Source organism: Streptomyces sp. NPDC002867 (assembly GCF_053591895.1).
Genome location: NZ_JBSFUR010000066.1, coordinates 1 through 24,245, shown reverse-complemented (window position 1 = coordinate 24,245; position 24,245 = coordinate 1). Strand labels below are relative to the sequence as shown.

General features: G+C 68.5%; 23 protein-coding genes and 3 pseudogenes. 16 read left to right on the top strand and 10 right to left on the bottom strand.

Going from position 1 to position 24,245, the window contains the following annotated elements; translation table 11 throughout:
- On the top strand, positions 1-1,128 hold a 1,128-nt coding region (locus ACWD0A_RS32330), incomplete at its 5' end, for a cytochrome c oxidase subunit I (RefSeq protein WP_451303935.1).
- Positions 1,125-1,487 (top strand): hypothetical protein, encoded by a 363-nt coding sequence (locus ACWD0A_RS32325; protein ID WP_451303933.1) that lies wholly within the window; start codon positions 1,125-1,127, stop codon positions 1,485-1,487. The genes ACWD0A_RS32330 and ACWD0A_RS32325, both read left to right, overlap by 4 nt.
- Positions 1,488-1,637: 150 nt before the next feature.
- Here ACWD0A_RS32325 and katG read toward each other — a convergent pair whose 3' ends face one another.
- Complete coding sequence (katG, locus tag ACWD0A_RS32320; RefSeq protein ID WP_451303931.1) at positions 1,638-3,827, bottom strand: catalase/peroxidase HPI; 2,190 nt, start codon at positions 3,825-3,827, stop codon at positions 1,638-1,640.
- 533 nt (positions 3,828-4,360) lie between these two features.
- Here katG and ACWD0A_RS32315 point away from each other — a divergent pair.
- Positions 4,361-4,789, top strand: coding sequence for a Fur family transcriptional regulator (locus ACWD0A_RS32315; protein WP_451303929.1), 429 nt, complete (start codon positions 4,361-4,363; stop codon positions 4,787-4,789).
- 120 nt (positions 4,790-4,909) lie between these two features.
- Here ACWD0A_RS32315 and ACWD0A_RS32310 read toward each other — a convergent pair whose 3' ends face one another.
- Positions 4,910-5,419, bottom strand: a complete 510-nt coding sequence (locus tag ACWD0A_RS32310; protein WP_451303927.1) for a DinB family protein — start codon at positions 5,417-5,419, stop codon at positions 4,910-4,912.
- A gap of 166 nt (positions 5,420-5,585) precedes the next feature.
- Here ACWD0A_RS32310 and ACWD0A_RS32305 point away from each other — a divergent pair, with 166 nt between their 5' ends.
- The 3 genes and pseudogenes from ACWD0A_RS32305 to ACWD0A_RS32295 form a co-directional block, all read left to right on the top strand.
- Positions 5,586-6,116 carry a hypothetical protein gene (locus ACWD0A_RS32305; protein ID WP_451303925.1) on the top strand — a complete coding sequence of 177 codons (531 nt, stop codon included), beginning with the start codon at positions 5,586-5,588 and terminating at the stop codon, positions 6,114-6,116.
- Between the two features lie 591 nt (positions 6,117-6,707).
- Positions 6,708-7,322 carry a glyoxalase gene (locus tag ACWD0A_RS32300; RefSeq protein ID WP_451303923.1) on the top strand — a complete coding sequence of 205 codons (615 nt, stop codon included), beginning with the start codon at positions 6,708-6,710 and terminating at the stop codon, positions 7,320-7,322.
- A 204-nt stretch (positions 7,323-7,526) separates the two neighbouring features.
- Positions 7,527-7,734 (top strand): annotated as a pseudogene (locus tag ACWD0A_RS32295) (AraC family transcriptional regulator); the annotation flags it as partial.
- A gap of 506 nt (positions 7,735-8,240) precedes the next feature.
- Here ACWD0A_RS32295 and ACWD0A_RS32290 read toward each other — a convergent pair.
- On the bottom strand, positions 8,241-8,429 hold the full coding sequence (locus tag ACWD0A_RS32290) for a hypothetical protein (RefSeq protein ID WP_307717287.1): 189 nt from the start codon (positions 8,427-8,429) through the stop codon (positions 8,241-8,243).
- Positions 8,430-9,147: 718 nt separating this feature from the next.
- On the opposite strand from ACWD0A_RS32290, the gene ACWD0A_RS32285 reads away from it, so the two are divergent.
- The 4 genes from ACWD0A_RS32285 (at position 9,148) to ptsP (ending at position 12,817) form a co-directional block, all read left to right on the top strand.
- A complete protein-coding gene (locus ACWD0A_RS32285) occupies positions 9,148-9,570 on the top strand; it encodes a J domain-containing protein (protein ID WP_451303921.1) in 423 nt (140 codons plus the stop codon).
- A 122-nt stretch (positions 9,571-9,692) separates the two neighbouring features.
- Positions 9,693-10,187 (top strand): hypothetical protein, encoded by a 495-nt coding sequence (locus tag ACWD0A_RS32280; RefSeq protein ID WP_451303919.1) that lies wholly within the window; start codon positions 9,693-9,695, stop codon positions 10,185-10,187.
- A 657-nt stretch (positions 10,188-10,844) separates the two neighbouring features.
- A complete protein-coding gene (locus tag ACWD0A_RS32275) occupies positions 10,845-11,123 on the top strand; it encodes an HPr family phosphocarrier protein (RefSeq protein ID WP_451303917.1) in 279 nt (92 codons plus the stop codon).
- Positions 11,124-11,137: 14 nt separating this feature from the next.
- Positions 11,138-12,817, top strand: a complete 1,680-nt coding sequence (gene ptsP, locus ACWD0A_RS32270; protein ID WP_451303939.1) for a phosphoenolpyruvate--protein phosphotransferase — start codon at positions 11,138-11,140, stop codon at positions 12,815-12,817.
- A 369-nt stretch (positions 12,818-13,186) separates the two neighbouring features.
- Here ptsP and ACWD0A_RS32265 read toward each other — a convergent pair whose 3' ends face one another.
- Together ACWD0A_RS32265 and ACWD0A_RS32260 are read right to left on the bottom strand one after the other, a co-directional pair.
- Positions 13,187-14,308, bottom strand: a complete 1,122-nt coding sequence (locus tag ACWD0A_RS32265) for an amidinotransferase (RefSeq protein WP_451303937.1) — start codon at positions 14,306-14,308, stop codon at positions 13,187-13,189.
- Positions 14,309-14,662: 354 nt separating this feature from the next.
- Positions 14,663-15,645: pseudogene (locus tag ACWD0A_RS32260) on the bottom strand (phosphotransferase family protein).
- Between the two features lie 138 nt (positions 15,646-15,783).
- On the opposite strand from ACWD0A_RS32260, the gene ACWD0A_RS32255 reads away from it, so the two are divergent.
- The 3 genes and pseudogenes from ACWD0A_RS32255 to ACWD0A_RS32245 form a co-directional block, all read left to right on the top strand.
- Positions 15,784-16,437, top strand: coding sequence for a TOPRIM nucleotidyl transferase/hydrolase domain-containing protein (locus ACWD0A_RS32255; protein WP_451303915.1), 654 nt, complete (start codon positions 15,784-15,786; stop codon positions 16,435-16,437).
- 415 nt (positions 16,438-16,852) lie between these two features.
- Complete coding sequence (locus ACWD0A_RS32250; protein ID WP_451303913.1) at positions 16,853-17,341, top strand: carboxymuconolactone decarboxylase family protein; 489 nt, start codon at positions 16,853-16,855, stop codon at positions 17,339-17,341.
- Between the two features lie 24 nt (positions 17,342-17,365).
- Positions 17,366-17,736, top strand: a pseudogene (locus ACWD0A_RS32245) (FAD-dependent oxidoreductase); the annotation flags it as partial.
- A gap of 241 nt (positions 17,737-17,977) precedes the next feature.
- On the opposite strand, the gene ACWD0A_RS32240 reads toward ACWD0A_RS32245, so the two are convergent.
- Positions 17,978-18,181 carry a cold-shock protein gene (locus ACWD0A_RS32240; protein WP_256356487.1) on the bottom strand — a complete coding sequence of 68 codons (204 nt, stop codon included), beginning with the start codon at positions 18,179-18,181 and terminating at the stop codon, positions 17,978-17,980.
- A 309-nt stretch (positions 18,182-18,490) separates the two neighbouring features.
- On the opposite strand from ACWD0A_RS32240, the gene ACWD0A_RS32235 reads away from it, so the two are divergent.
- Complete coding sequence (locus ACWD0A_RS32235) at positions 18,491-18,724, top strand: hypothetical protein (RefSeq protein ID WP_451303911.1); 234 nt, start codon at positions 18,491-18,493, stop codon at positions 18,722-18,724.
- Positions 18,725-18,894: 170 nt separating this feature from the next.
- Here the strand turns inward: ACWD0A_RS32235 and glpK are convergent, their stop codons facing one another.
- On the bottom strand, positions 18,895-20,409 hold the full coding sequence (glpK, locus tag ACWD0A_RS32230) for a glycerol kinase GlpK (RefSeq protein WP_451303909.1): 1,515 nt from the start codon (positions 20,407-20,409) through the stop codon (positions 18,895-18,897).
- Positions 20,410-20,450: 41 nt separating this feature from the next.
- Entirely contained in the window at positions 20,451-21,218 is a 768-nt protein-coding gene (locus tag ACWD0A_RS32225; protein WP_451303907.1) for an IclR family transcriptional regulator, read from the bottom strand.
- Positions 21,219-21,360: 142 nt separating this feature from the next.
- Between ACWD0A_RS32225 and ACWD0A_RS32220 the strand changes: the two genes are divergently transcribed.
- Positions 21,361-21,789, top strand: coding sequence for an ATP-binding protein (locus tag ACWD0A_RS32220; RefSeq protein WP_451303905.1), 429 nt, complete (start codon positions 21,361-21,363; stop codon positions 21,787-21,789).
- Between the two features lies 1 nt (position 21,790).
- Positions 21,791-21,934, top strand: coding sequence for a hypothetical protein (locus ACWD0A_RS32215; protein ID WP_451303903.1), 144 nt, complete (start codon positions 21,791-21,793; stop codon positions 21,932-21,934).
- A gap of 693 nt (positions 21,935-22,627) precedes the next feature.
- On the opposite strand, the gene ACWD0A_RS32210 is transcribed toward ACWD0A_RS32215, so the two are convergent.
- Together ACWD0A_RS32210 and ACWD0A_RS32205 are read right to left on the bottom strand one after the other, a co-directional pair.
- A complete protein-coding gene (locus ACWD0A_RS32210; protein WP_451303901.1) occupies positions 22,628-23,059 on the bottom strand; it encodes a YunG family protein in 432 nt (143 codons plus the stop codon).
- 63 nt (positions 23,060-23,122) lie between these two features.
- Positions 23,123-23,743: a hypothetical protein gene (locus ACWD0A_RS32205; protein ID WP_451303899.1), complete on the bottom strand. Its 621-nt coding sequence runs from the start codon at positions 23,741-23,743 to the stop codon at positions 23,123-23,125.
- Positions 23,744-24,245 lie beyond the last annotated feature (502 nt).

The window sequence follows — 24,245 nt, the reverse complement described above, 5'->3', positions numbered from 1 at the left end:
ATCTTCACCTGGAACGTGCTGCTGACCGGTGTGCTGGTCCTGCTCGCCTTCCCGGTCCTGGCGGCCGCGCTGTTCGCCCTGGAGGCGGACCGCAAATTCGGCGCCCATGTCTTCGACGCCGACAACGGCGGAGCCCTGCTGTGGCAGCACCTCTTCTGGTTCTTCGGCCACCCCGAGGTGTACATCATCGCCCTGCCGTTCTTCGGCATCGTCACGGAGATCATCCCGGTCTTCTCCCGCAAGCCGATCTTCGGTTACATCGGTCTGGTGGGCGCGACCATCGCGATCGCCGGTCTGTCCGTGACGGTGTGGGCGCACCACATGTACGTCACAGGCGGCGTGCTGTTGCCGTTCTTCGCCTTCATGACGTTCCTGATCGCGGTCCCGACCGGTGTGAAGTTCTTCAACTGGATCGGCACGATGTGGAGAGGGGCGCTGTCGTTCGAGACACCGATGCTCTGGGCGATCGGCTTCCTGGTCACGTTCCTTTTCGGTGGTCTGACCGGGATCATTCTGGCTTCCCCGCCGATGGACTTCCACGTCTCCGACTCGTACTTCGTCGTCGCGCACTTCCACTACGTCGTCTTCGGCACCGTGGTCTTCGCGATGTTCGCCGGATTCCACTTCTGGTGGCCGAAGTTCACGGGCAAGATGCTGGACGAGCGGCTCGGCAAGATCACGTTCTGGACGCTGTTCATCGGCTTCCACGGTACGTTCCTGGTGCAGCACTGGCTGGGAGCCGAAGGGATGCCGCGCCGCTATCCGGACTACCTGTCCTCGGACGGCTTCACCGCGCTGAACACCGTGTCGACGATCAGTTCGTTCCTGCTCGGCCTGTCGATGCTGCCCTTCATGTACAACGTCTGGAAGACGGCGAAGTACGGCAAGCAGATCCTGGTGGACGACCCGTGGGGCTTCGGCCGTTCGCTGGAGTGGGCCACGTCCTGCCCGCCGCCGCGGCACAACTTCCTCACGCTGCCGCGCATCCGCAGCGAATCTCCCGCCTTCGACCTGCACCATCCTGGAATCTCGCAGGTGGATCACCTGGAGAGCGCAGGCCGCCGGGACGTCGTCGAACCCGGGCGAGGAGCCGCTCCGCCGCTCGGTGGAAACAAGGGAGACAAGTGAGCCGGCCTGCGCAGAACCCGGACAAGGAGGCGGCCGCTGGGATCGCGGAGCTCGAGGGCTATTTGCTGGCGCAGAGCCATCTGCACGAAGCCCGCGTCGAGGCGGAGGTGTTCGCCGACCGGATGCCGTGGCTCACCACCGGCCAGCGCGAGGAAGTCGTCCGCCTCTACACCGAGAACCGGATCGCACTGTCCCGCCGCGTTCTGGCAGCCCTGGTGACACGGGCCGGCGAACTGCGCCAGGAGTACACGGAACGATACGAGTGCCTCAAGCAACGGGTGCTGTGCGGCAGCCTCGCGGCGCTTCTGTGCGTCGCGGTGCTGTGCCTGTTCACCTACTGCATCGTTCTGCAGGCATGACTCCGACTTCCTCACGCAGGTCCGGGACCCTTACGCTCCGTGCCCCGCACGGATGGACGGTCGTGGGCGCGGGAAGGTGCCCGTCACCGCCCCGACCGGGTCCCGAGGACGTCCCGGTCGGCCGATGAGCGGCCGACCGGGACATCGGGCTCAGGCGAGGTCGAACCGGTCGAGGTTCATGACCTTGTCCCACGCTGCCACGAAGTCACGCACGAGCTTCTCTCCCGCGTCCCGGCACGCGTAGACCTCCGAGACGGCTCGGAGCTGGGAGTTCGATCCGAAGACGAGGTCGACTGCGGTGGCGGTCCACTTGACCTCGCCTGTGGCGCGATCCCGACCTTCGAACACGTTCTCGGATGAGGTCGACGCCTTCCATTCCGTGCCCATGTCGAGCAGGTTGACGAAGAAGTCGTTGGTCAATGTCTCCGGCCGGTGCGTGAAGACGCCGTGCGGGGATCGCTGGAAGCCGGTGTTCAGTGCCCGCATGCCGCCGATCAGAACCGTCATCTCGGGAGCGGTCAGGGTCAACAGGTTGGCGCGGTCCAGGAGGAGAGTCTCCGGCGACAGCTTCTCTCCCGCCCGGAGGTAGTTGCGGAACCCATCCGCCCTGGGCTCGAGCACGGCGAAGGCCTCCACGTCGGTCTGCTCCTGCGAGGCGTCCGTGCGCCCCGGAGCGAACGGGACCGTGATGTCGTGCCCGGCGTTCCTCGCGGCTTGCTCGACGGCCGCGCACCCCCCCAGGACGATCAGGTCGGCGAGGGAAACCTTCGTTCCGCCGGTCTGTGAGGCGTTGAAGTCCTGCTGGATCCGCTCGAGTGTCCGCAACACCTCGGCCACCTCGGGCAGGTCGTTGACCTCCCAGTCCTTTTGCGGCGCGAGGCGAATCCGTGCCCCGTTGGCCCCGCCACGCTTGTCGGTGCCGCGGAAGCTCGCCGCCGACGCCCAGGCGGTGGTGACCAGCTGGGGGACGGACAGTCCCGAGGCGAGGATCCTGTCCTTGAGGGCAGCGATGTCCTCGTCCGCGACCAGCTCGTGATCGACGTCGGGGACGGGATCCTGCCACAGCTGCGGCTCGGCAATCCACGGGCCGAGGTAACGCGAGACAGGTCCCATGTCGCGGTGCAGCAGCTTGTACCACGCCTTGGCGAACGCTTCCGCGAGCTTCTCCGGGTTCTCGTGGAAGCTCTTCGTGATCGGCCCGTAGATCGGATCCAGTTTCAGCGAGAGGTCCGTCGTCAGCATCATGGGAGCGTGCCTCTTCGACGGATCATGAGCATCAGGCACGGTGCCCTGGGCCGACGGATCCGTGGGAGTCCACTGCTTCGCGCCTGCGGGGCTCGTCGTCAGCTCCCAGTCGTACCTGTACAGGTTGTCCAGGTACCCGTTGTCCCATCTGGTCGGCTCGGTGGTCCATGCGCCCTCGAGCCCGCTGGTGAGCGCGTCGGCGCCCTTGCCGGTGCCGTACGTGTTCCGCCAGCCGATGCCCTGCTGCTCGATGGGGCAGGCCTCGGGTTCCGGACCGATGTACTGCGGATCGACCGCACCATGGCACTTGCCGAACGTGTGGCCGCCGACGATGAGCGCGACCGTCTCCTCGTCGTTCATCGCCATACGCCCGAAGGTCTCGCGAATGTCCCTGGCGGCAGCGATCGGATCCGGGTTGCCGTTGGGCCCCTCCGGATTGACGTAGATCAGTCCCATCTGCACAGCACCGAAAGGACCGGTGAGTTCCCTGTCGCCGCTGTAGCGCTCGTCTCCGAGCCATGTGTCCTCGGGCCCCCAGAAGATCTCCTCGGGTTCCCAGATGTCCTCTCGCCCGAAGCCGAACCCGAACGTCTTGAATCCCATCGATTCCATGGCGCAGTTTCCGGCGAAGACCAGAAGATCGGCCCAGGAGATCTTCCGGCCGTACTTCTGCTTGACCGGCCAGAGCAAACGGCGCGCCTTGTCGAGGCTCGCGTTGTCCGGCCAACTGTTGAGGGGGGCGAAGCGCTGAGCGCCGCTGCCGCCACCGCCCCGGCCATCGGCGATGCGGTACGTTCCCGCGGCATGCCAGCTCATCCGGATGAAGAGCGGCCCGTAGTGCCCGTAGTCGGCAGGCCACCAGTCCTGCGACGTCGTCATCACCTCGAAGACGTCCTGCTTCAGCGCGTCGAGGTCGAGGGTCCTGAACTCTTCTGCGTAGTTGAAGTCCTCGCCCATCGGATTGGACAGGGGCGAGTGCTGGTGGAGAACCTGAAGGTCCAGCTGATTCGGCCACCAGTCCCGGTTCGTCCTGGGGCGAGTCGGCGTGGGGGTGGGGGAGGGGATTACCGGGTTCTCGCTTTCGCTGCCGGACACGTCCGTCCTTCTTCCTGTCTCGGTGTTTCCGTCTGCTGGCTGCTTGCTCTTGAGGTGGGTTGCTCTGCCGGTGGCGAGCACTGCGACCCGCGCTCGTGGTGCGCCATGGGGCCTGCCGACGGGAAACGGCTGCCGGACCCGCGGCAGTCGACGCGGGGCCGGCGGTCGGCAGAACCTTTCCTCACGCACGACGCCGATGATTGATCCTGTGTCGGCGTCCGTATGGTCGCGCACCGCAGACCGCACCACTAAGAGAACACGCAGGGCAACCCCGCGTAACAAGCACTCAGAGTCCAAAGTCGTTCGGGACCCAGCCCATTGGTCGACGACTCTCCCGGCCTCTGAGACATGCGAGAAAGGTCGACGCATTTCTGATCATGATGATCACCCCGCTGACCGGAGAAGCGGAAACGGACAATTATATGCTGGCCTGGCACGCAATGGAGCGGTCGCCTCATCCGCTTTCGATCAGAACCCGGACATCCGCCCGGTAAACTTCGGCCGTCCGACCGAGCCTGAACAGGTGAACCGACATGAGTGACCTGCTGGAGCGACTGCGAGGGCGTGGCTGGCGGGTGACCTCCCAGCGGCGTGTCGTGGCGGAGGTGCTCGAGGGTGACCACGTCCATCTCACGGCCGACGAGGTACTCGCCCGTGCGGTACAGCGGCTGCCGGAGATCTCCCGGGCGACCGTCTACAACACCCTGGGCGAGCTGGTCTCCCTCGGCGAGGTCATCGAGGTCTCCACGGACGGCCGCGCCAAGCGCTACGACCCCAACGCCCACCGCCCGCACCAGCACCTGGTCTGTTCCGGTTGCGGCACCATCCGGGACGTCCACCCGACCGGCGATCCGCTGGCCGACCTCCCGGCCGAGGAACGGTTCGGCTTCACGGTCTCCGAGGCCGAGGTCACCTACCGCGGCCTGTGCCCGTCCTGCGCGCCCGGCCTGCCGCACGTGTGATCTTGTTCGTCGGATCGTGGTTCGGGCAGTCACCCTGCGGCCGGGACGACGCCCGCGAGGGGAGCGCGGCACGGGGCCGTCTCGTTGTATCCCGTGCCGGAGTGCCGCCCGTGCAGCGCCTCAGCCGCGGTGTGTGCTGCCGCTGAGGACTTGCTCGCGGAGGATGTCCGCGTGGCCGCAGTGCTGGGCCAGTTCACGCAGCAGGTGGAGGTAGACCCAGCGCAGGGGCAACGGACCCCGGCGGTTGCCCCGTACGAGGTCGTCCAGCGTCAGCACGGCCGTGGCCTCACGGGACGCCGCGCAGGCCTGCTGGTAGGCCCGCTGGACGGAGGCGATCGTGTCTCCGTCGTCGAGATCGAACGACTCGTCGGGCGAGTCGGGAATGCCGATCTCGGTGCGGGACCGGCACGTGATCGCCTCGTCGAACCAGACCTTCTCGACGAACGTGGCGTGCTTGACCAGGCCCAGGAGTGTGGTCTTGGACGTGACCAGCGACAGGCGCGCCTGCTTCTCGGTCAGCCCGTTCAAACTGTCGTGCAGCGCGGCTCGATGCTCATCGAGGAACGACTCGAACTGATCGCGGAGCGATGCGTGGAAGACGGCCGGGTCCGTCGGCGACAGGAAATCCATGACCGCAACGATAGGGTGCTTGCCCCTCCCCTGAGCTGTGTTGGGCGGACCCAGGCGGTCAGGTCGGGGGCCGATCCGGCTTCGGCGGTCAGTGCGTGGACGACGTGGTCTTCGGGAGTCTCGCCCGCCACGCAAGGCTGTCAGTCCTCGTCCATAGGCTCACCGCATGTCTGATGCCTTCACCGTCCTGTGGACCCATGACACGTGCCGTGCCCTGCGTAAGGCGGGTCGCGTGGGCGAGCGGCCGCCGGTCGCCTTCAGCGGCGTCCATTCCTCCCTGCCCGCCTGGTCGGGTGCCCGTGCGGGGGACGAGGTGTACGCGCTGCATGTCAACCGGTGCGTCGTGTTCGTGGTGAGCCGGATGCGGGTGATCGACATGGAGCGGCACGACTGCTGCGGCGCCGGCCCCGCGACGTGGCAGGATCCGGCCTTTCCCGGGCACGGCGACTGGTCGATGCTCGGCGCCGACGGCTGCGGTGCCGCGGCGGTGCACGTGGACGCGACGCCCGTACGCTTCGACACGCCGATCCCCGGCGATCTTCTGTCGAGGCTTGCATGGCGTAATCGCCGAGGCCGGACGCGCAGTCTCAAATACGTGGTGGACGGGCGTCTCGAACGCTCGATCAGCCTTCAGGGTTTCTACCGTCTGACCTCCGAGTCCGCCGCCGAGTTGGCGGAGGTCGTCGCCAACGCCTGAGCAACACGCTCCCGTGTCACGGCGGACAGCCGAGCATGGACGTGGTCGGCGAGGACATCACCACTCCCGAGCAGTCCATCGCCGCGCCGACGATGAGGAGCGCGCCGGTCACGTCCACCAGCGCGCCCGGCGCCCGTCGGGCCGGAGACTTCCGGGCCGGACTTCGACGTCCTGCGCGCCGTCCCGCCGTCCGTACCCGACTGAACCAACGGGCGGGCACAACGTCGGCCTTCGCGAACCGTTGTGGCCGTGAAGGCCGGCGCCGGGAGGGTTCTCACCCTCCCCTGTCCGAGCTCTTCTCACCCCTTCTGCCTGGGCCTGCAGCCGCAGTCCATCTTGAGCGTTTGGACACATTTGTGGCGGGAATATACATTATGTGCCGGGCTGCGGCCCGAGCGGTCGGGCCCGGCGCGCCATGATGGTTCTGGGGACCAAGCAGCTCCTACGGTGCAGGGAGTTGCCTTCCCGCCCGCCTCGTCGCCCGCGCGGGGCGGGCGACGTCGTGTGCACGACTTAAGGGCTTCCACGGGCTGCCAGACCGGTCAGGAATGGAGAAGCGCGTGCCCCGGAGCCGTAACTAGCCTCATTGCCATGGCTTCCCTCGCATCCGTCACCCTTGAGGTGGCCGACCCCACCGCCGTCAACCGCTTCTGCACCGCCGCCTTCGGCGTGGAATCGCCGATACGCATGCGAGCCTCGGAGTCACCGACAACCGGCTTCCGCGGTTTCACGCTGTCCCTCACGGTGTCCCAGCCGGCCACGGTCAACGGCCTCATCGACGCCGCCCTCGACGCCGGCGCCACGCCGCTGAAGCCGGCCGCGAAGTCGTTCTGGGGCTACGGCGGCGTCGTACAGGCCCCGGACGGGACGATCTGGAAGATCGCCACGTCGGCGAGGAAGGACACCGGCCCGGCGACCCGGCTGATCGACGAGATCGTGCTCCTGTTGGGAGTCGCGGACGTGGCCGCGAGCAAGCGGTTCTATGTCGACCGCGGCCTCGCCGTGGCGAAGAGCTTCGGCCGCAAGTACGTCGAGTTCGCCACTCCTTCGAGTCCCGTCAAGCTGGCGCTCTACGGCCGCCGTGCCCTTGCCAAGGACGCCGGTGTCCCTCCGGAGGGCACCGGATCGCACCGGCTCGTGATCGGCAGCGATGCCGGGCCCTTCACGGACCCGGACGGGTTCGCGTGGGAGAACGCATCGCTGTGAGCCGGGTGGCACGGCACAACTCCCGTAGTCACCGCCTGGGATCATCGCAGCCGCCTCCGAGGACTCCTGATCCCGCAGCATCGCCGGGCCTGTTCGGATCGGCCGTACGCGTGTGCCGGCCTTCTTCGCGCTCGCACCAGCGAGCACACGCCGCCCGGCACACAACTCAGGTGCCCACGGAGACCGATGAAAGGGAGCCCCTTCATGTGTCACCCCTCATGGGTGCGCGCACTCGCCGTCGCGCAGCACCTGAGCGACCTGGAGCGGCTGCGTCGCGTTCGGGACCGGATCGACCGGGAGTACGCGCAGCCGCTGGACGTCGAGGCGCTCGCCCGCGGCGCGAGTATGTCGGCCGGGCAGCTCCCGCCGGTTTCGCCTCGCCTACGGCCAGTCGCCGTACAGCTATCTGATGGCATTTGTCCCCGCGGTCCTCCGACGACCGCGCGATCTAGGTCGCCTCTGAGGACGCCCACGATGGCTCCGTCCTGCTGGCCACCCTCGTTCACCCAGGTCCGGGCGTGCTCACGTGCCTGGGCAGTCCGGCCAGCTCAGTGGATGGTGGTGGAAACCTCGTGGTGAGGAGTTGCTCGGCCAGTTGAATCATGTGGTCTCCGGGGGCGTCGGTTCCCAGAGCGGCTGCCAGGACCTGTGCGCCGTCGAGGATGACCAGGAGCTTGTCGGCTGTGTGGTGCTCGAGGAGTGGCTGGCAGCGCTCGCCTGCAAACCGTCGGCGCACCAGGGCAGCCCTTCGACCCCGCGGTCCACGAGGCACTCGCCTACCACTCGTCGGACCAGGCAATGCCGGGACAGGCCCCCGGCTGAAAATGCCCGACGCAGGAGTACTTGTCTCCGGCCGCCCGTGCACCTGTCGCGGAACACGGGCAGCCGGCGCCCCTGCCCTGGGGCGAAGTGAAGCGTTCAGGGAAGCAGCTCGTCGAGAGCGGCACGGCCCTTCTCCGCAAGGCGGCGCTGCGCCCATTCCAGGTTCTTTGGCGTGATCTCACGGCCCGAGGCGAGAACCACGTCCTCTGCGGTCACCTCTCCCTCGGAGCCGGCATGGAGATGGCTGTCGGGCGTCACTCCGCCCCAGGTGGTGTCGGCATTCATGGTGCCTCCCTGATCCGTTCCAGGCGTCCGCCGCGGTCTCCGTCGCAGACAGGTGCGCCAGGCCCATACTCATGCTCGCCCGCGAGGGCCGTATGGGCCAACGGAGCTGACGACCGAGCAAGGCAGCCGGACGCCGGGCGACCGTCGGGTGGTCCGAGTCGCTCCGGCCGCACGTGCGCAGTGGCGCCGAGAAGCGGGGCGCCATGCCGCTCCGGCCGGTGTCCGGCCGGAGCGGCATGGATCTTCACCAGCACCGACCGAAAGTGCACCGGCTCCACGAGTCGCAGCGGTCCCTCGTCGTTGCGCACGCCTTGAAATGCCACGACCGCGCGTCCGATCGAGTCGGCCCTTGTGGATTTCGATGTCGCCGGTTATATAAATGACATCGAAAAGAGCGGACCGTGATGGCGATGCGACATGAGGAGGGATGATCCAGTGCTGCTGCGTAGCGAGCCTTTCCGCGAGGGCACACAGCTCGGCGAAACGCTCAACCGAGTCCATGCCTTCCTGAAGCACTGGGCACGGTATATTCCGCGGCCGCACAGCACGGAGGCGTGGACGGACGTGGAACATGACCACCGGGTCCCCGCCGGTTTCGCCAGTCCAGTGCCCGGCCTCGGATGAGACCGAGAGCGGGATTCTCGGATAGGGACCGTGGGATTTCCGCTCGTGTATCCCGAGCTCGGGAAGGCCAAGCCACCTATAAGCGGATGAGGATGTGCGGCCTTTCCTGTGGGAGGTGAGGGCAGTGCCGACACAGGGACCCGAGAATCACTATGCGGTGCTGGGGGTGTCGCCCGCGGCGTCGGCGGAGCAGATCACGACCGCGTTCCGAAGCCTCGTGCGGACACTCCACCCTGATGCCCGTCCAGGTGATCCCCCGGGCAGCAGGGAGCAGTTGGATCTTGTGCTGGCGGCGTACGACGTCCTGCGTGATCCACAGCGGCGCGCGGCGTACGACGCGGCGCGCACCGCCACGGCGCCTCGCCCTGCGCGTGCAGGACCGCTGCGCGTCGAGCGGGAGGAACCGGCGGCGTACGCCTACCAGGTGGTGGTGGTCATCGGTCCCCAGCCGCGGTCCCCGCTGCGGGGCGCCACCGTGCGGGCGGGGCCTGTCCGGGTGCAGCCGCTCACCGAGTAGATCTCGCCCCCGTCGGTCGGGGCTCGACCTCCGGGGCGCGGGACGCCCACCGTGCTCCGCCATGCGTCGGCGCGGCACTCGTCGTGAGGAAGCAGTCGTCGGGATCCGTGCCGAGGGAGGCCATGATGGCGCGGGTGGTGGTGGAGAGCGGCGATCTCGTCGTCCGGCTGTCCTGGTGGGAGAAGGCTGCCGCACGTCGGCGGGAGGTGCGGGTCCCCGTCTCGGCACTGCGGTTTGTGTACATCGAGCCCGACTGGTGGCGGGCGCTGCGGGGGGAGTGCGGCACGGGCGCCTGGATGCCCGCGCGGCTGTGCGTCGGTATCCGGCACCACCCCGCGGGGCAGGACTTCGTCGCGGTCGGGACCGAGGGGCCGGTGCTGTGCATCGAGCTGCGCCGCTGGGCGCCTTTCAGCCGCCTGGCGGTCTCCGACCCCCGCCCCGAGGAGACGGCGAACATGCTGCGTCCCCTTGTGCCTCGGGATCTGCTGCGTCCCGTGCAGGGGACCGTGCGGCCGGGAGCCGTCTCACCTCCGGAGGCGGGCGCACCTCCGTCCGGGCAGAGGGCTGCCCGGATTCGGCTCGCTGGCAGGCGACGGCACCGCTCGGTTGATCACTGAGGTCATGACACGCCCCGGCTCGGCCGGCTGGGTCGCCGGCCGCGCCTGCCGGCACGAAAACTCCCGTGACCGGCGGGGTTCAGTGTCGGGCCGCAGCCGGCGGTTCGCCCGAGCCGCGGGGGCCCGGGCGCGGAGCCGCTGGACGTGTGATGGGGGTGGGGGCGACAGTCTCCGGGGTCGACGCGCCTCTCTCGGGCCGGGGATACGTCCGTGGAAGCGGTCCTGTGTGCGCGACTCGTCGGGGACGCTCCAGCGGGATGCCCGGATGTGTCTGCTTGCTGTCCGGTCGTCTGGCTTCGATCGAGCTGCCACGCACCTTCATGCCCGTATCTATTTACTTCGCTGCGCGGGAGTGCGTAACATCCATGAAAACCACAGGTTCGGTCATGGAAACGGATCCAAAACAACATGCACTTGGTGGCGTCGGCAGATGGTGGAGCCGTGCTGCGCGCCCGCACGGCGGCTTCGTCGTTCCGTGCGGCACCCGGTCGCCGCCTGCCGAGCCGAACGTTCCCGCAGCTCCCCGAAGTGGACGAGTCCCTCGGGGCTGCCGGGCAACAAACCAGGTCATCCCGGGTACAGCGCCGTGCCCTCCCGTTGACCCGACGCACCTCACCGGACACCCCGTCCCCGCAACCTCTTGTAGGAGGGCCACCCATGCCTCAGCGCACAGTCGTCATCGGTTCGCGCTCCGGACTGCACGCCCGCCCGGCGTCCCTCTTCGTCCAGGCCGCATCCCGACAGCCGGTCAAGGTGACCGTGGCCCGCGACGGACAGCCTCCGGTCGACGCGCGCAGCCTGCTGTCCGTGCTCGCCCTCGGAGCCGAGCACGGTGACCTTCTCGTCCTGGCCGCGGAAGGCGACGGGGCCGACGCCGCGATCGACGAACTGGCCGCGCTCGTCGGCTCCGACCTCGACGCCAAGGAGCAGCAGTGACGCGAGCGGTCGGCGTGACGCCCGTGCTGATGCGCGGTATCCGTGTCGGCGGCGGCACCGCCTGTGGACCGGTCTCCCGCATGGCGCCCCCGCCCGCCCTGCCCGAACCGCGCCGGGTCGAGTCGGCCGACGCTCCCGCAGAGGCCGCCGCGGCCCGCGCCGCCCTGGCCGATGTCGCGGCCGACCTGGAGCGGCGCGCCGCGGCCGTGGCCGGTGAGGCGGCCGAGGTCCTGTCCGCGCAGGCGATGATGGCGTCGGACCCGTCCCTCGCGGACCGCGTGGAGTCGCTGGTCTGCGAAGGCAGCGACGCGGCGCATGCGCTGGACGCCGCGTTCCAGGGGTTCCGGGCTTCGCTGCTGGCGGCCGGCGGCTATTTCGCCGAACGGGCTGCCGACCTTGACGACCTGCGCAACCGTGCGGTGGCACGAGTCCTCGGGCTGCCCATGCCGGGCCTGCCCGACCCCGGCCATCCTCACGTCCTGGTCGCCGACGACCTCGCGCCTGCCGATACCGCCCTCCTCGACCCGGCGCAGGTTCTCGCCCTCGTCACCGAGCAGGGTGGGCCGACCAGCCACACAGCCATCCTGGCGAAGATCCTCGGGCTGCCCGCCGTTGTCGGCTGCGCAGATGCCGCCGTGCTCACGGACGGACGGCTGGTGCTGGTGGACGGCGCTGCCGGGACAGTGGTGGCCGACCCGGAGCCGGACGCTGTTGCCGAGGCGACCGCGCGAGAGGAACACCGCCGGCGCAACGCGGCACTTGTCAGTGGGCCGGGCCGTACGGCGGACGGTCATGCCGTGAAGCTGCTGGTGAACCTGGGCGCCCTCTCCGAACTTCCGGCGGCCGCAGAGGCCGACAGCGAGGGCGTGGGGCTCTTCCGTACGGAGTTCCTCTACCTGGACCGCGCCCAGGCGCCCACGGCGGAGGAACAGACCCTCGCCTACCGCAAGGTCTTCGAAGCGTTCGCCGGGCGCCGTGTCGTCGTACGCACGCTGGACGCCGGAGCCGACAAGCCGCTGCCGTTCGTCACCGCTCCCGACGAGCCCAACCCGGCGCTGGGTGTGCGCGGACTGCGCACCGCGCGCCGCGAGCCCCAGCTGCTGGCGGCGCAGCTGTCCGCCATCGCCGCGGCGGCCGAGGACACCACGGCCGACGTGTGGGTCATGGCGCCCATGGTGTCCCTGCCGGCCGAAGCGGCGGATTTCACCGCGCTGGCCAGGTCGCATGGACTGCGCACGGCCGGTGCCATGGTGGAGGTGCCCGCGGCGGCCCTGCGCGCCCGGGCCCTTGCACGGAGCTGCGACTTCTTCAGCATCGGTACCAACGACCTGGCCCAGTACGCCTTCGCTGCCGACCGCATGCTGGGCAGTCTGGCCGAGTTCCTCGACCCGTGGCAGCCCGCCCTGCTCGACCTGGTGCGCAGCACTGCCGAGGCGGGTGCCGCGAACGGCCGTCCCGTCGGGGTGTGTGGGGAGGCGGCATCCGATCCGCTGCTGGCCCTGGTTCTGGTCGGACTGGGAGTCACCAGCCTGTCGGCTGCCCCCGGCTGCCTGGCCGACGTCCGCGCGGCCCTGGCGGCCCACAGCCTCGACGAGTGCCGTCGCCTTGCCTCGATCGCCCTCGAGGCAGCGGATGCGCAGGAGGCGTGTGCAGCGGTGCGGGCGTCCGTCTCCGCCGCTCATGGCACAGCGTGAGTCCGCTGTCGCAGCCGTGCGTCGGCGATCGGTCCTCGTCGTGTCAGGCAGCAGCTGCACACGAGGACCGTGGCGGCGGCATCGATGCGGCTGGAGCGGTAGGGCGCGGTGGGCCTCCGTGCCCTACCCGACGGGGAGGGCGTGAGCTGGGTCGCCAGGTCCCGTCCAGGGTTGTCCGGGCGCGGCACGGTGTCTGTGTCCGGATGGCCGGGATCTGTGAGCGACGGGAGTGTGGCTCTTCCCGTCAGGCTGCCCCGTGTGCACCACGGAGGCGCGCGGTTCCACGGAGGTCGGCGCCCCCATGGGCGCAGCCGAATGCCGAAACGGGACAGCGACGCGGGGAGGTCGGGCTTGCGGGCAGTGGTCTGATCAATCGAAATACGATTCGAGTGTGCCGCGACGCCGGATATCGAGCGTTGCGCAGTGGAATGATCCGCCGAACGGCGCGTAGTGCATCAGGTCGCACGGGATCGGCTCGAACCCCCACTTTTCCAGCGCGCGCAGCATATTGGTGTGGTGGCGCTCGGCGATCACCCGTTTTTCGTCGATCATGAGAACGTTCATACTGAGCCATTTGCCGCACATCGAGGTGATCTTGAGCATGCGCTCGTCGATCCGGTCGGGCTCCGGGGCGATCAGGATGTCCCACGAACTCAGGACGTCGGGCAGGCGGTCGACGTCGATGTATTCAGGATTGACGACTGCTTTGCCGGGCGAGAGCAGCGAGAGCGTCGTGTCGATGTGCATGGGCGTGCGGCAGCGGCTCTCGATCTCGTGGATGCGGTACCCGGGTCCGAGATGCCGGCGCAGCCATTCGATGCCCATGCGGTTGGTGACATTGCTCCGCGTGACGAACAGGTCGCGTCCCGCGCGCACAAAATCCGCCGCGTCGAACACCGGCTCGAACTCGGTGAGGATGTAGCGCATAGGCTCGCCGACCTCGGGGAGACGGAAATCCGCCTCGAACAGTTCGTCGGTGAGCTGCGGCTTCGGTGCCGCTGTCCAGCGCGCGCCCCGCCGGAAGTACTCCTTGAGGATCGCGCGATACGAGTGGGTCTCGAAATACCGGCACGGCCATGCCATCGGAGTCTCGATGATCTCGTCGCCGATCACGAGCATGCTGTCACGCGGACAGGTGTTGCAAAAACCGCGCGACGTCCAGTCGGGGGTTCCGAAGCGTTGCCTGTGGTCGACCGCGTCCGGGCGCCTGACCGTGATGCCGAGCGACTGAAGGAGACTGACGAACTGGTCGAGCTCCTGCTGCGCCCGCTCGATCAGCATGCGCGGATATTTGAAGCCGGCGGCGAGCCCCTGCAACCGCGCCGCCCATGGTGGGATGTTGCAGCCCACGACCGGATGCTTGGAGGGAATCGTTGCGCCGTCGAGACGCCCGACGATGATCTCCTCCAGCGGATCCCACTCGTTGTGTGAATTGACTGGTGAAACCAATGGTTCCGCAGGGGCAGATGCCGTGGCTGATGACGCCGACATCACGTGTGGTCCGGCCGAGGTATGGGCATCGTCGTCTGCCGTCGTCGGAATCCCGGGCCTGCGTACTACCGCCATGGTCAACCGCTTTCACTCGCGGAAGTCGGTAGCTCACTATATCCAAACTGCCTTGGTCAGAAGCGTGTCCCGGCAGCTGGATGAGACCGATCGGGCGATCCCTGAAACCAGCACGCTGAGGACTGTCCCGCAACGATCGATCCAGCGTGCTGGTACCGCTTGCCTCATTCATCCCGAGTTCAACGCGGCCGTTGACCGCCTCCGCCGGCCGGAGTTGTTGATGACGGCGTCGGATGTGGCGGAACGGCTCCGGTATCCGGTCCACCGGGGGCCGGTTCCTCAGCCGTACTGGCTGAAGAGCGCCTGAAGATACTCCTCCAGGCGCTGGGCCAGAATGGCCGGTGTCAGATCGACTCGGCCGACTTCCCGCCACGGCACGGCGACCTTCTCCCCGTCCGGGGCGAAGGCGAGGGCGTCCAGTAGCCGCCAGTACAGGTGATCGGCCGGGTCGCCGCTGAGCGCGCCGCCGGCCGCGAGGTAGTGATCCGCCAACCGCATGCCGGCGGGCACGCCGTGCAACAGGGCCATTGTGGTGGAGCAGTGGGCCACGTCCAGGTCGGCAGGGCCCCAGGAGGTTTCGACCCAGTCGACGATCCCGGTGATCATCAGGTGGGCTCCATGTCCGGCGAACAGCACGTTGCCGGGATGGAAGTCACGGTGCAGGAAGCAGGCCGGTGGACCGGAGACTCACGACGGATGGTGTCCACAGCACGCCGCCACAGCTCCGGCCGCGCGGTGCCTTCAGGAATCTCCACCCGCTCGGGACTCGTCCACGCCTGATACGTACGCGGCCGGGCCCGTTCCGGAACATTCAGCCCGTGGAGGGCGACCAACTGCCGGGCGAGAAGCTGACTCTGTCGCTCAACGTCGTCCTCGTCCAACCGCACGCTTCCCGGCAGCAGAGACATCAGCAGCGAAGGGTGGTCACAGTGCTCCGCCGCGGCATCCACCCCGTGAAGGCGCGCCGCCGGCACCTCCGTGTCGGCGAGCAGATCAAGAATGGCGGCTTCACGGGTGAGCAGCCCCACCGCGTGCTTCACGTAGAAGGGCTTGACGAAGGAACGCAGCACCAAGGAGTACGGCTCTCCCTGCCCTTCGATGTCGAGGCGGCGCATCTGCGACGTCCAGCCACCCCGCAACGCCGCAACAGCGCCGATGCGGTCTCCGGGAGGCAGACTCCGTTCCACCCACACGCGAGTGTTGCGCCAACCGCGGTGGTCCGTACCGGCGTTCACGTCCGCCGTGCCTTCGACCTCAGTCATGAGGGCAGCCTAGTGATCTCGGAGAGGAGCACGCGGGTTGGCGTTCGTACCGGCGGTCGAGCCGTTCGTGCCCTCGGAAAAACGTGCGTGCGCACGGGATCTCGGCCGTGCCAGGATGGCGTCGGGAAGCGAGGTCTCGTGGACGAGTTGACGCGTTTCCGCCTGGCACTGGTCGGGTGGGCGGGCGGTGGAGCGGGGGCGGATGCGGCCGCCGCGGTGGCGCGGGAGCTGGCCGGCGGTGTGCGGACGATCGTGCTCGTCGAGGGGAGCAGTGATCAGGTCGCGCTCGAAGCGCTGGCCACGCGCTACGGCCGCGACCTCGGCGCGGAGGGCGTCGTGGCAGTACCGCTCGGAGGTGCGACGAACATCGGGCGCTTCCTGGACGTGTGCGGTCCTGCGGGGCTCGACCTCCCGCTGGCCGGCCTCTGCGACATCGGCGAGGAGCGGCATTTCCGGCGTCATCTGGAGCGGGTCGGGCTCGGGGCCGGTCTCACGCACGCCGGACTGGAGACTCTCGGGTTCCACGTGTGTGTTGCCGACCTGGAGGACGAGCTGATCCGCGCTCTCGGGGCCGAGGCCGTGCAGCAGGTGATCGAGGCCCAGGGCGAGATGCGCCCCTTCCACACCTTCCAGGGCCAGCCGGCACAGCGGGAACGGCCCGTGGAGCACCAACTGCGGCGCTTCATGGGCACGCACAGCGGTCGCAAGGCGCTCTACGCGCAGGCGCTGGTCACGCACCTGGACCTCGAACGCGTCCCCCGGCCGCTGGAGCGCCTCCTCGCGCACGTCTGACACGGCAGTCATGCGCATCAATGTGCCACCGGCGTCGCCACCGCACATATCGGCGCTTCCGGCTCCGGCGTCAAGGGCCTCTTGGCGATCGGATCCGACTGCACCGAGAAAGTCAATCCGCTCCTCCTCTGACAAGTACCCATGGCCAGGCCCCGTGGCGGGACGCCCAGTTGGACGCGACAGAAAAGGCGGCCGCCACGATCTGCCGGTGCACGGTTGAGCACGGACGGCACGTCGTGCGCCCGGCCTGCCGCCTGCCGCATGAGGGCGATGAGGGCGGCGGCCTCGTTCAACGGCCGGTGCGGCGGCTTGCTGGGTGCCGGGAAAAGTTCTTCGGGATTGCTGTCACATCTGCGTGCGCCAGTGCGTCAGTGCTGTGAAGACGCCAACCAGGCCGATGCGAAGGAGAACAGCCATGACGAACACCTCCATCTCCCGGATGCCGAACCCGGCCGAGTTCGTGCCCGAGCTGAACGACGTCAGCGCCGCCCTCTTCCGGGCGACGGGCAACCGCTCGGTGCCCCGGACCACGATGAACCTTGTCCACCTCCGTGCGGGACAGATCGTCGGCAACACCTACCTGACCATCCTGAACACCGGCTTCCTGCGCAAGGCCGGGGAGCCCGAGGAGCGCATCACCGCCGTCTCCTCCTGGCAGGACGCCCCGTACTTCACCGACGCCGAGCGCGCAGCCCTCGCCCTGGTGGAGGCCACGCTCCAGCCCGCGCCGCACGGAAGCGAGCGCGTGCCCGACGATCTGTACGCCGAGGTGGCGAAGCACTACGACGAGAAGGCGCTGGCCACCCTCACCGTCGCGATCGGCCAGATCAACTTCTTCATCGCCCTGGCTGTGATCGGCAAGCCGCAGCCGGTCAGTTCCCTTGCGGACGAGCAGTGGGGCTGAGCACAGCCTCGTGTACGTCAACACCTGCGCGCCGCCCAGCACCTTGCCACCCATGCCGACCAGATCGCCGCGGACCCCATCGGCTACCACACCTGGACAGCACAGGCCCTCCGCCCGTGGTTCGACGCGCAGGTGACGGCCGACCGCGCCGGCGAGCCACGCCTCGCCGAGAGCTCACCACCCTCGGATCGGCGGGCCGCTGCCCTGGCCGCCTCCGCCTTTGTGATCCCGTTGTCATGAGAGCCCGAGCCCAGGTACGCCATCTCCTGCGACCGGCCCACGACGCCTACGGCACCGACGAAGTGGACCGACAGGCCACCGCCTGGCCGGCTGCCCACCCAGAATTCTCGCCAGAGCACGACGGCCCGACCCGAGATCAGTGGGATGCACTCATCCCAGGCCGAATGCTTGGGAGGCACCTCTCCTTCGGCGCTACGGGCCGGCGTCGACCGCGACAGCATCCACGTCGACAAGGCGAGCGGCGCGACGGCGTCCCGCCCAACGCTCGACCTCGTCCTCCCGTTGCTGCCGGCGTCCTCACCGGTGGCTGCCTCGGCGAACTGGTTGATGTGGCCGCCTCGCCACGTGCGGGCGCCCCGCGTCAGATGATCGCGGGGCGCCGGCGCGGGGCAGGGGTCAGGCGGGGGTGACGTTCTCGGCCTGGGGGCCCTTCGGCCCTTGGACGACCTCGAACTGCACTTTCTGCCCCTCGGTGAGCTCGCGGAATCCGGTCGTGGCGATGGCCGAGTAGTGGACGAATACGTCCGGGCCGCCGCTGTCCTGGGCGATGAAGCCGAAGCCTTTTTCCGGGTTGAACCACTTCACCGTGCCGGTAGCCATCGTGCTTGTTCTCCTTCGTGCGGACACGGGACAAGACCCGCGTCGGGCGTGCGAAGCGATCGTCACGGCTGCCCGGCGTTCTGGGTGGCCGACACGCCCACACGCATGAGTGATCGTTTCGTCGGGCCGGCGAAGTCGGCATGAACCAAACGTATGTCCCTGGGATTCCGGCATTACGGTGCGGGCGGCATGCGGACGGCGAGGAGGGCGACATCATCTTCTGCCGGCGGCATGTCGCCCCCGCTGCGGGCCAGCGTCAGGGCCCCGAGTACGGTGCCGCCGCGCCCGCAGCGGGGCCATGATCACGGTGTGGGCGCCGAGCCGCTCGAACAGCTCCTTCTGGGCGGCATGGACATGCTGCCCTCTCCCGATCGCAGATCTTGCGCGTCGAGCAGCAGCGGCCCGGCGCGCGCCGCGCAGGACCAGCGCGAGCGTATCCGCGGACTCGCCTGGAACCGCAGGCAGCGGGCCCTCGAGGTGCCCGGTCGGCAGCAGGCCCATGTCATGGTGTGCGACCACGACGGACGAGGTCGAACGCGATGATGCTGGACCACCACCAGCAGACCAAGAACCTCCTGATGCCGTGCTCACCGAAGAGGCTCGGCTCCTTCCGGACACAGGAGAAGGGTGCCTGACGTGGGCTTCTGCTCGGCAGGCGCCCTTCAGGCCGATCTCCCAGGACGGCGGGCCGGTCGAAGGCCGGCCGGGGGCGTTCAGGACCGTCTCGGCGGCTGGATCCACCCCAGGGACCGCTCGACGGCTCGTTGCCAGCAGTCGTATTCGCGCTCCCGCCGTTCGGAATCCATGGCCGGCAGCCACTGGGCGGCCCGGTGCCAGTTGCGGCGCAGGACCTCCATGTCCGGCCAGTAGCCGGCCGCGAGGCCGGCGGCGTAGGCGGCGCCGAGCGAGACCGTCTCGGCCACCAGGGGCCGTACCACGGGAACGTCGAGCACGTCGGCGAGGAACTGCATGAGCAGGTTGTCGGAGGTCATGCCCCCGTCCACCTTGAGCTGCTTCAGGGCGAGCGCGGAATCGGCGTTCATGGCGTCGACGACCTCCCGCGTCTGCCAGCCGGTGGCTTCCAGGACGGCTCGGGCCAAGTGGCCCTTCGTGATGTACGAGGTGAGGCCGACGATGACGCCGCGGGCGTCGCTTCTCCAATGGGGTGCGAACAGACCGGAGAACGCGGGCACGATGTAGCAGCCGCCGTTGTCCTCGACGGTGCGCGCCAGGGTCTCGATCTCGGGTGCGCTGTTGATCAGACCCAGTCGGTCGCGGAACCACTGGACCAGCGAGCCGGTGACGGCGATCGGCCCCTCAAGGGCGTAGACCGCCGGCTGCTCCGCGATCTTGTATGCGACGGTGGTGAGGAGCCCGTGCCGGGACCGGACGACGTCGGAGCCGGTGTTCATCAGCAGGAAGCTGCCGGTCCCGTAGGTGCACTTCGCCTCGCCGGGCGAGAAGCAGGTCTGCCCGAACAAGGCCGCCTGCTGATCGCCGAGGGCGGCCGTGATCCGGATCCCCGGGAGCACGGAGCGGGCCTCGCCGTAGCACTCGGCCGAGGGACGGATCTCCGGCAGCATCTGACGCGGGACTCCGAAGAACTCCATGAGCTCGCCGTCCCAGGTCAGCTTCCGCATGTCGATGAGCATGGTGCGGCTGGCGTTGGTGGCGTCGGTGATGTGCAGGCCACCGGCCGTGCCACCGGTGAGGTTCCAGATCAGCCAGCTCTCCATCGTGCCGAACAGCACCTCGCCGTCCCGGGCGCGCTGCTCCAGCCCGTCGACGTGATCGAACAACCAGCGGATCCGGGGCGCGGAGAAGTAGGTCGAGGGAGGCAGGCAGCAGCGCTCGAGGAAGAACTCGTCCCCGGGCCGGTTTCTCAGATCGTCGACGAGCGGAGCGGTGCGGGTGTCCTGCCAGACGATGGCCTTCCCCAGCGGCGCACCGGTCCGCCGGTCCCAGAGCACGGTCGTCTCCCGCTGGTTGGCTATCCCGATGGCGGCGATCTGCCCGGCCTCCACGCCGGCGTGGGACAGTGCCTCGGGCACCACCCGCTGCAGGTTGCGCCAGATCTCGACAGCATCGTGCTCGACCCATCCGGGCTGGGGAAAGTACTGGCGATGCTCTCGCTGGGCGACCGACACCAGCCGCCCGCTGTGGTCGAACAGGATGCACCGAGTGGAGGTGGTGCCCTGGTCGATGGACATCACATACCGTGCAACCATGATCGGGCCTGCCTTCCGATGTTTCGCGAAGCCGCAGGTGCCTACCAGCGGGCCGCGCCCAGGTCTCTGGAGATCGCCCGTGCGGCCTCCCGGAGCAAGGTGATCAGGGCCGATTGGGGCCGTCCTCCCGTGTCGCAGATCCGCTCGACCGGGCCGGACACGCCGAGCGCGCCCACCACGAGGCCGCCGTGCCCCCGGATCGGCGTGGCGATTCCTGCGTCACCCATGCTCATTTCCTGCGCCTCCGAGCCCCAGCCGAGCTCTCGGATCTCGCCCAGCGCCCGGTTGAGGTCCTCGGGGAGCACCAGGGTGTGCCGGGTGTAGGCCTCCAGTCCGGCCTTCAGCAACGGCTCGACGGGCGCCGCCCCGAAGGCCAGCAGGACCTTGCCGAGCGAGGAGGCGTGAAGCGGCAGCAGCGCACCCACGTCCAGGGTCTGGAGGGTGTCGTCCGGCCGGAAGACGTGGTGGACGATGAGCACCTTCCCCTCCAGGGGTGTGCCCAGGCGGACGGCCTCCCCGCTGCGGGCGGCCAGGGCGTCGGCCCAGTTGAGGGAGCGCGACCGCAACTCGTTGACGTCGAGGTAGCTGGTACCGAGATGGAGCAGAGCCGCTCCGAGCTGGTATTTTCCGGTGGCAGCGTCCTGCTCCACGAAATCCACGTGCTGCAGGGTGCGCAGAATGCCATGGGCGGTGCCTTTGGCCAGTCCGAGCGAGGACGCCACCTCGCCCAGTCCCAGCCTGCGGGGACCGGTGGCGAGCAGACGCAGGATCGCCGCCGCCCGTTCTATGGACTGGACCGGGCCGACCATAGAACGATCATAGTCCCAGTCCTCGACTCAGGACTTCCGTTCGGCAATGCCGACCGCCGTTCATTGACCGACCGTCCCTCCGTCCTTAGCGTTTTTCATCACGCCCGGCGACAGGCCGGCAGCGCCCCAGAGGAGGAGGGTCATGACAGTGGCACAGCTCAGTGCAGAGCTTCCCGAAGACGTCACGTACGTCTTTCCGCTGCCACACGCCCCCAGGGCCGCCTCGGTCGTGCGTCGGGGCGTGCGCGCGGTCCTCACCGACTGGCACCTGTCCGCGGACGTCGCCGAGGACGTGCTTCTGCTGGCCTCGGAGCTGCTCACCAATGCGATCATCCACGCCCTGCCCCCGGCGACGCTGCGGATGTCGCAGGTCCTGGTGGACGGGCTCAAAGCCGTGCACATCGAGGTGACGGACGCGGGATCTGCGGCTCCGGCCGACCCGTCGGCTTCCGGGCTCGACCCGGACGAGCACGGCCGAGGCATCGGAATCGTCATGGCGCTGTCGGCCAGGCATGGCGTGCGAGAGTGTGCCGACGGGACCAGTTGGTGGGCAGACGTGGTCGTGAGATGAGATGACGAAGACACGACAGGCTCTGCCGGAGACACAAGGCGCCATCGCTGACACATTCGGCATCGAGGGCATGGGCCACACCCTGCCCACGGCACTGAACGACCGCCTGGCCGACGAGATCCTGCACCACACGGGGCGCGGATAACGAGCCCGTGACAGCGCGGCCGGCCCGGCCGTAGAGGCGGCTGGGCCGGACCCGCGCGGGATGGGCATCCAAGGGGACGGTGTCCGGGTTCTGCCGCTGTCCCATGACGTGATGGAATCCGCTTACGGGTTCGGGCCGAACCGTACGCCCGACGGACAGTGCGCCCGCCGGACTGCGACGCGCAGTGCCGGCTGACCTTGGCCGGCGTGGGGGCCGGCGGCTCAAGCGTGCTGGAACACCGGGGCCATCACCTCGGCCAGACGCCGCTTGGGAGTGTCGCGGTGCGTAAGCACCACCGGTGCCGCGTCGCGTGACCGCCGTACGCCGAGGTCGGCCAGGAGATACAGCGTGCGCAACGTGCGCAGGCAGTTGGCGGCGTAGGCGGACAGCGGGCCGGAGGGGAGGCCTCCGAAGTCGTTCCAGCGCGGCCGGCAGGAACAATGCCGCCAACTCGCTGTCCCGCAGGTACTGAACGACGGTCACGAGCCGCCGCTTGGATCGTTGAGCCGCGCATGCAGCGTCACACGGTCACCTGGATCTTTCACCGTCTGGTCGAGGAACGAGTGCTTCGCCGTCGAACAGCCGCTGCTGATGCCCCTGCCGGAGGACCCGTTCGAGACCGGGCGGGTGTTCACCCCCAGGTCGACCGCTACAGCCAGATCACCGTCCGCAGTAACCGCTACTCGGTGCCGGTCAGGCAAGCCGGCTGACGAGACACGCCGCAGAGGCCGTCGCCTGCTGCCGATTGAGCGCCTCCAAGACGCGGTCGCGGAGAAGCTCGTACTCCTGCCGGAGCCTGGGCCATTCGGTCTCGGGCGGGCGGGGAATCACGATGCCTCCGGTGACGATCTCCTCCGGCCCGAACTGCTCGCGGGTGAGGTCGATCTCGATGCCCATGCCCAGGCGGTTCCACCAGTGGTAGTCCACACGCTCTCCGTTGACGTGGACCTCTCCCCGGATCAACTCACCTCCCAGCAGGTCATTGAGCACCATGGCGGTCACGCCGCACTGATCCCGGGCCGGATTGTCCTTGGTCCAGCGCGATCGGAACTCGGGCGTGCACGTCTCGGCGCTCCAACTGCTGCGAACGGCTCGTTCGATGTCGGTGAGATGCAACGGTGTCATGCCGGGTGATCCTGCCAGGAGGCACTGACAACGGATCAGCCCCTTCCGCCACTCCTTGCCTCATCAGCAGTCAACGGTGGTGTACCTCGTCGCGGGCTCAGTGCCGGTGCCGGCGTCCTTCGCAGGGATCTCCCACAGGGCGACCCCACCGTACTGGTCCTCGATGATGATCAACCCGCCCTGCGAGGATACGTTGAAGTCGGTGATGGCCTTGTACTCCTGGTTGGGCTCGGTCTCGGCATAGGGCGTGTAGCCGTCGATGCAGCCCTGCCACGGGGCGTCGGAGTAGCCCGCTGTCTCGGCGCTGTCCCCGTTCTTCTCCCACCTGATGAAGTTGCCGGTGACGTCCCCGAGCCGACCGCCGGTCTTGGACGTCATGGTGAAGGAAGCGGCCAAGGCGTACTTGCCGGGCAGCGAAAGTGTCTTGTCCTTGGCGAAGGCGTCCCGGTAGGCGACACCGGTGAGGGTCACCTGCATGGGGCGCCCCGTGTCATCGCGAAGGGTCACCGTGTCACCGATCGTCCGCGCCGAATCCCCATCGTCGTCCGCGGGGGGTTCTACGCTCCGCGTATCCGTCGGCTTGGGCGCACCTTTGCCGACGGGCTGCTCGGGCTCGGCTCCGCAGGCCGAGACGGCCACGGCTATGGCCAGTACGACCGCGACGGTTGTCTTCTTCGTGGACATCGGTGAGTCATCCCCCTCTACCTATGTGGTGGGGGCCCCGGAAAGCACCTGTCGGCTCCCCCTCCACCCGGCACCGTGTCGCCCGCACGTTACCAAGCGTTGTCTGACGTCGTTGCCCCGGTCCCTGATGGACCGTCACGTCGGGCCGCCGGGAGGGGCATAGCTGTACCCAAGTGACGCGCAGAGCTGCGATTGGCGTCGGGCCACGTTGGGCTGCCCCTGCGGGGTGGTGAGTCGCGAGCACGGTCTCTCCCTCTCCGAGATCTGGCTCGTGCTGCCCGAGACCTGACTGAGCAATCCGAGTTAGTGCGTGTCACGGGCGGCCCCTTGGTCCGGACATCCACAGCGTCCGGCCGTCGTCGAAACCGTCGGCCGCTGGGCTCAGCGAGTGACACCCTGAGCACCGACTAAAGCGCGTTGCAGAAGGCTGTGTCTGGGCAGGTCAGACTCGGATTTAGTGCCGGCCTGATCATGCGGCGAGGGCGAGGTTGTGCATGTGGGC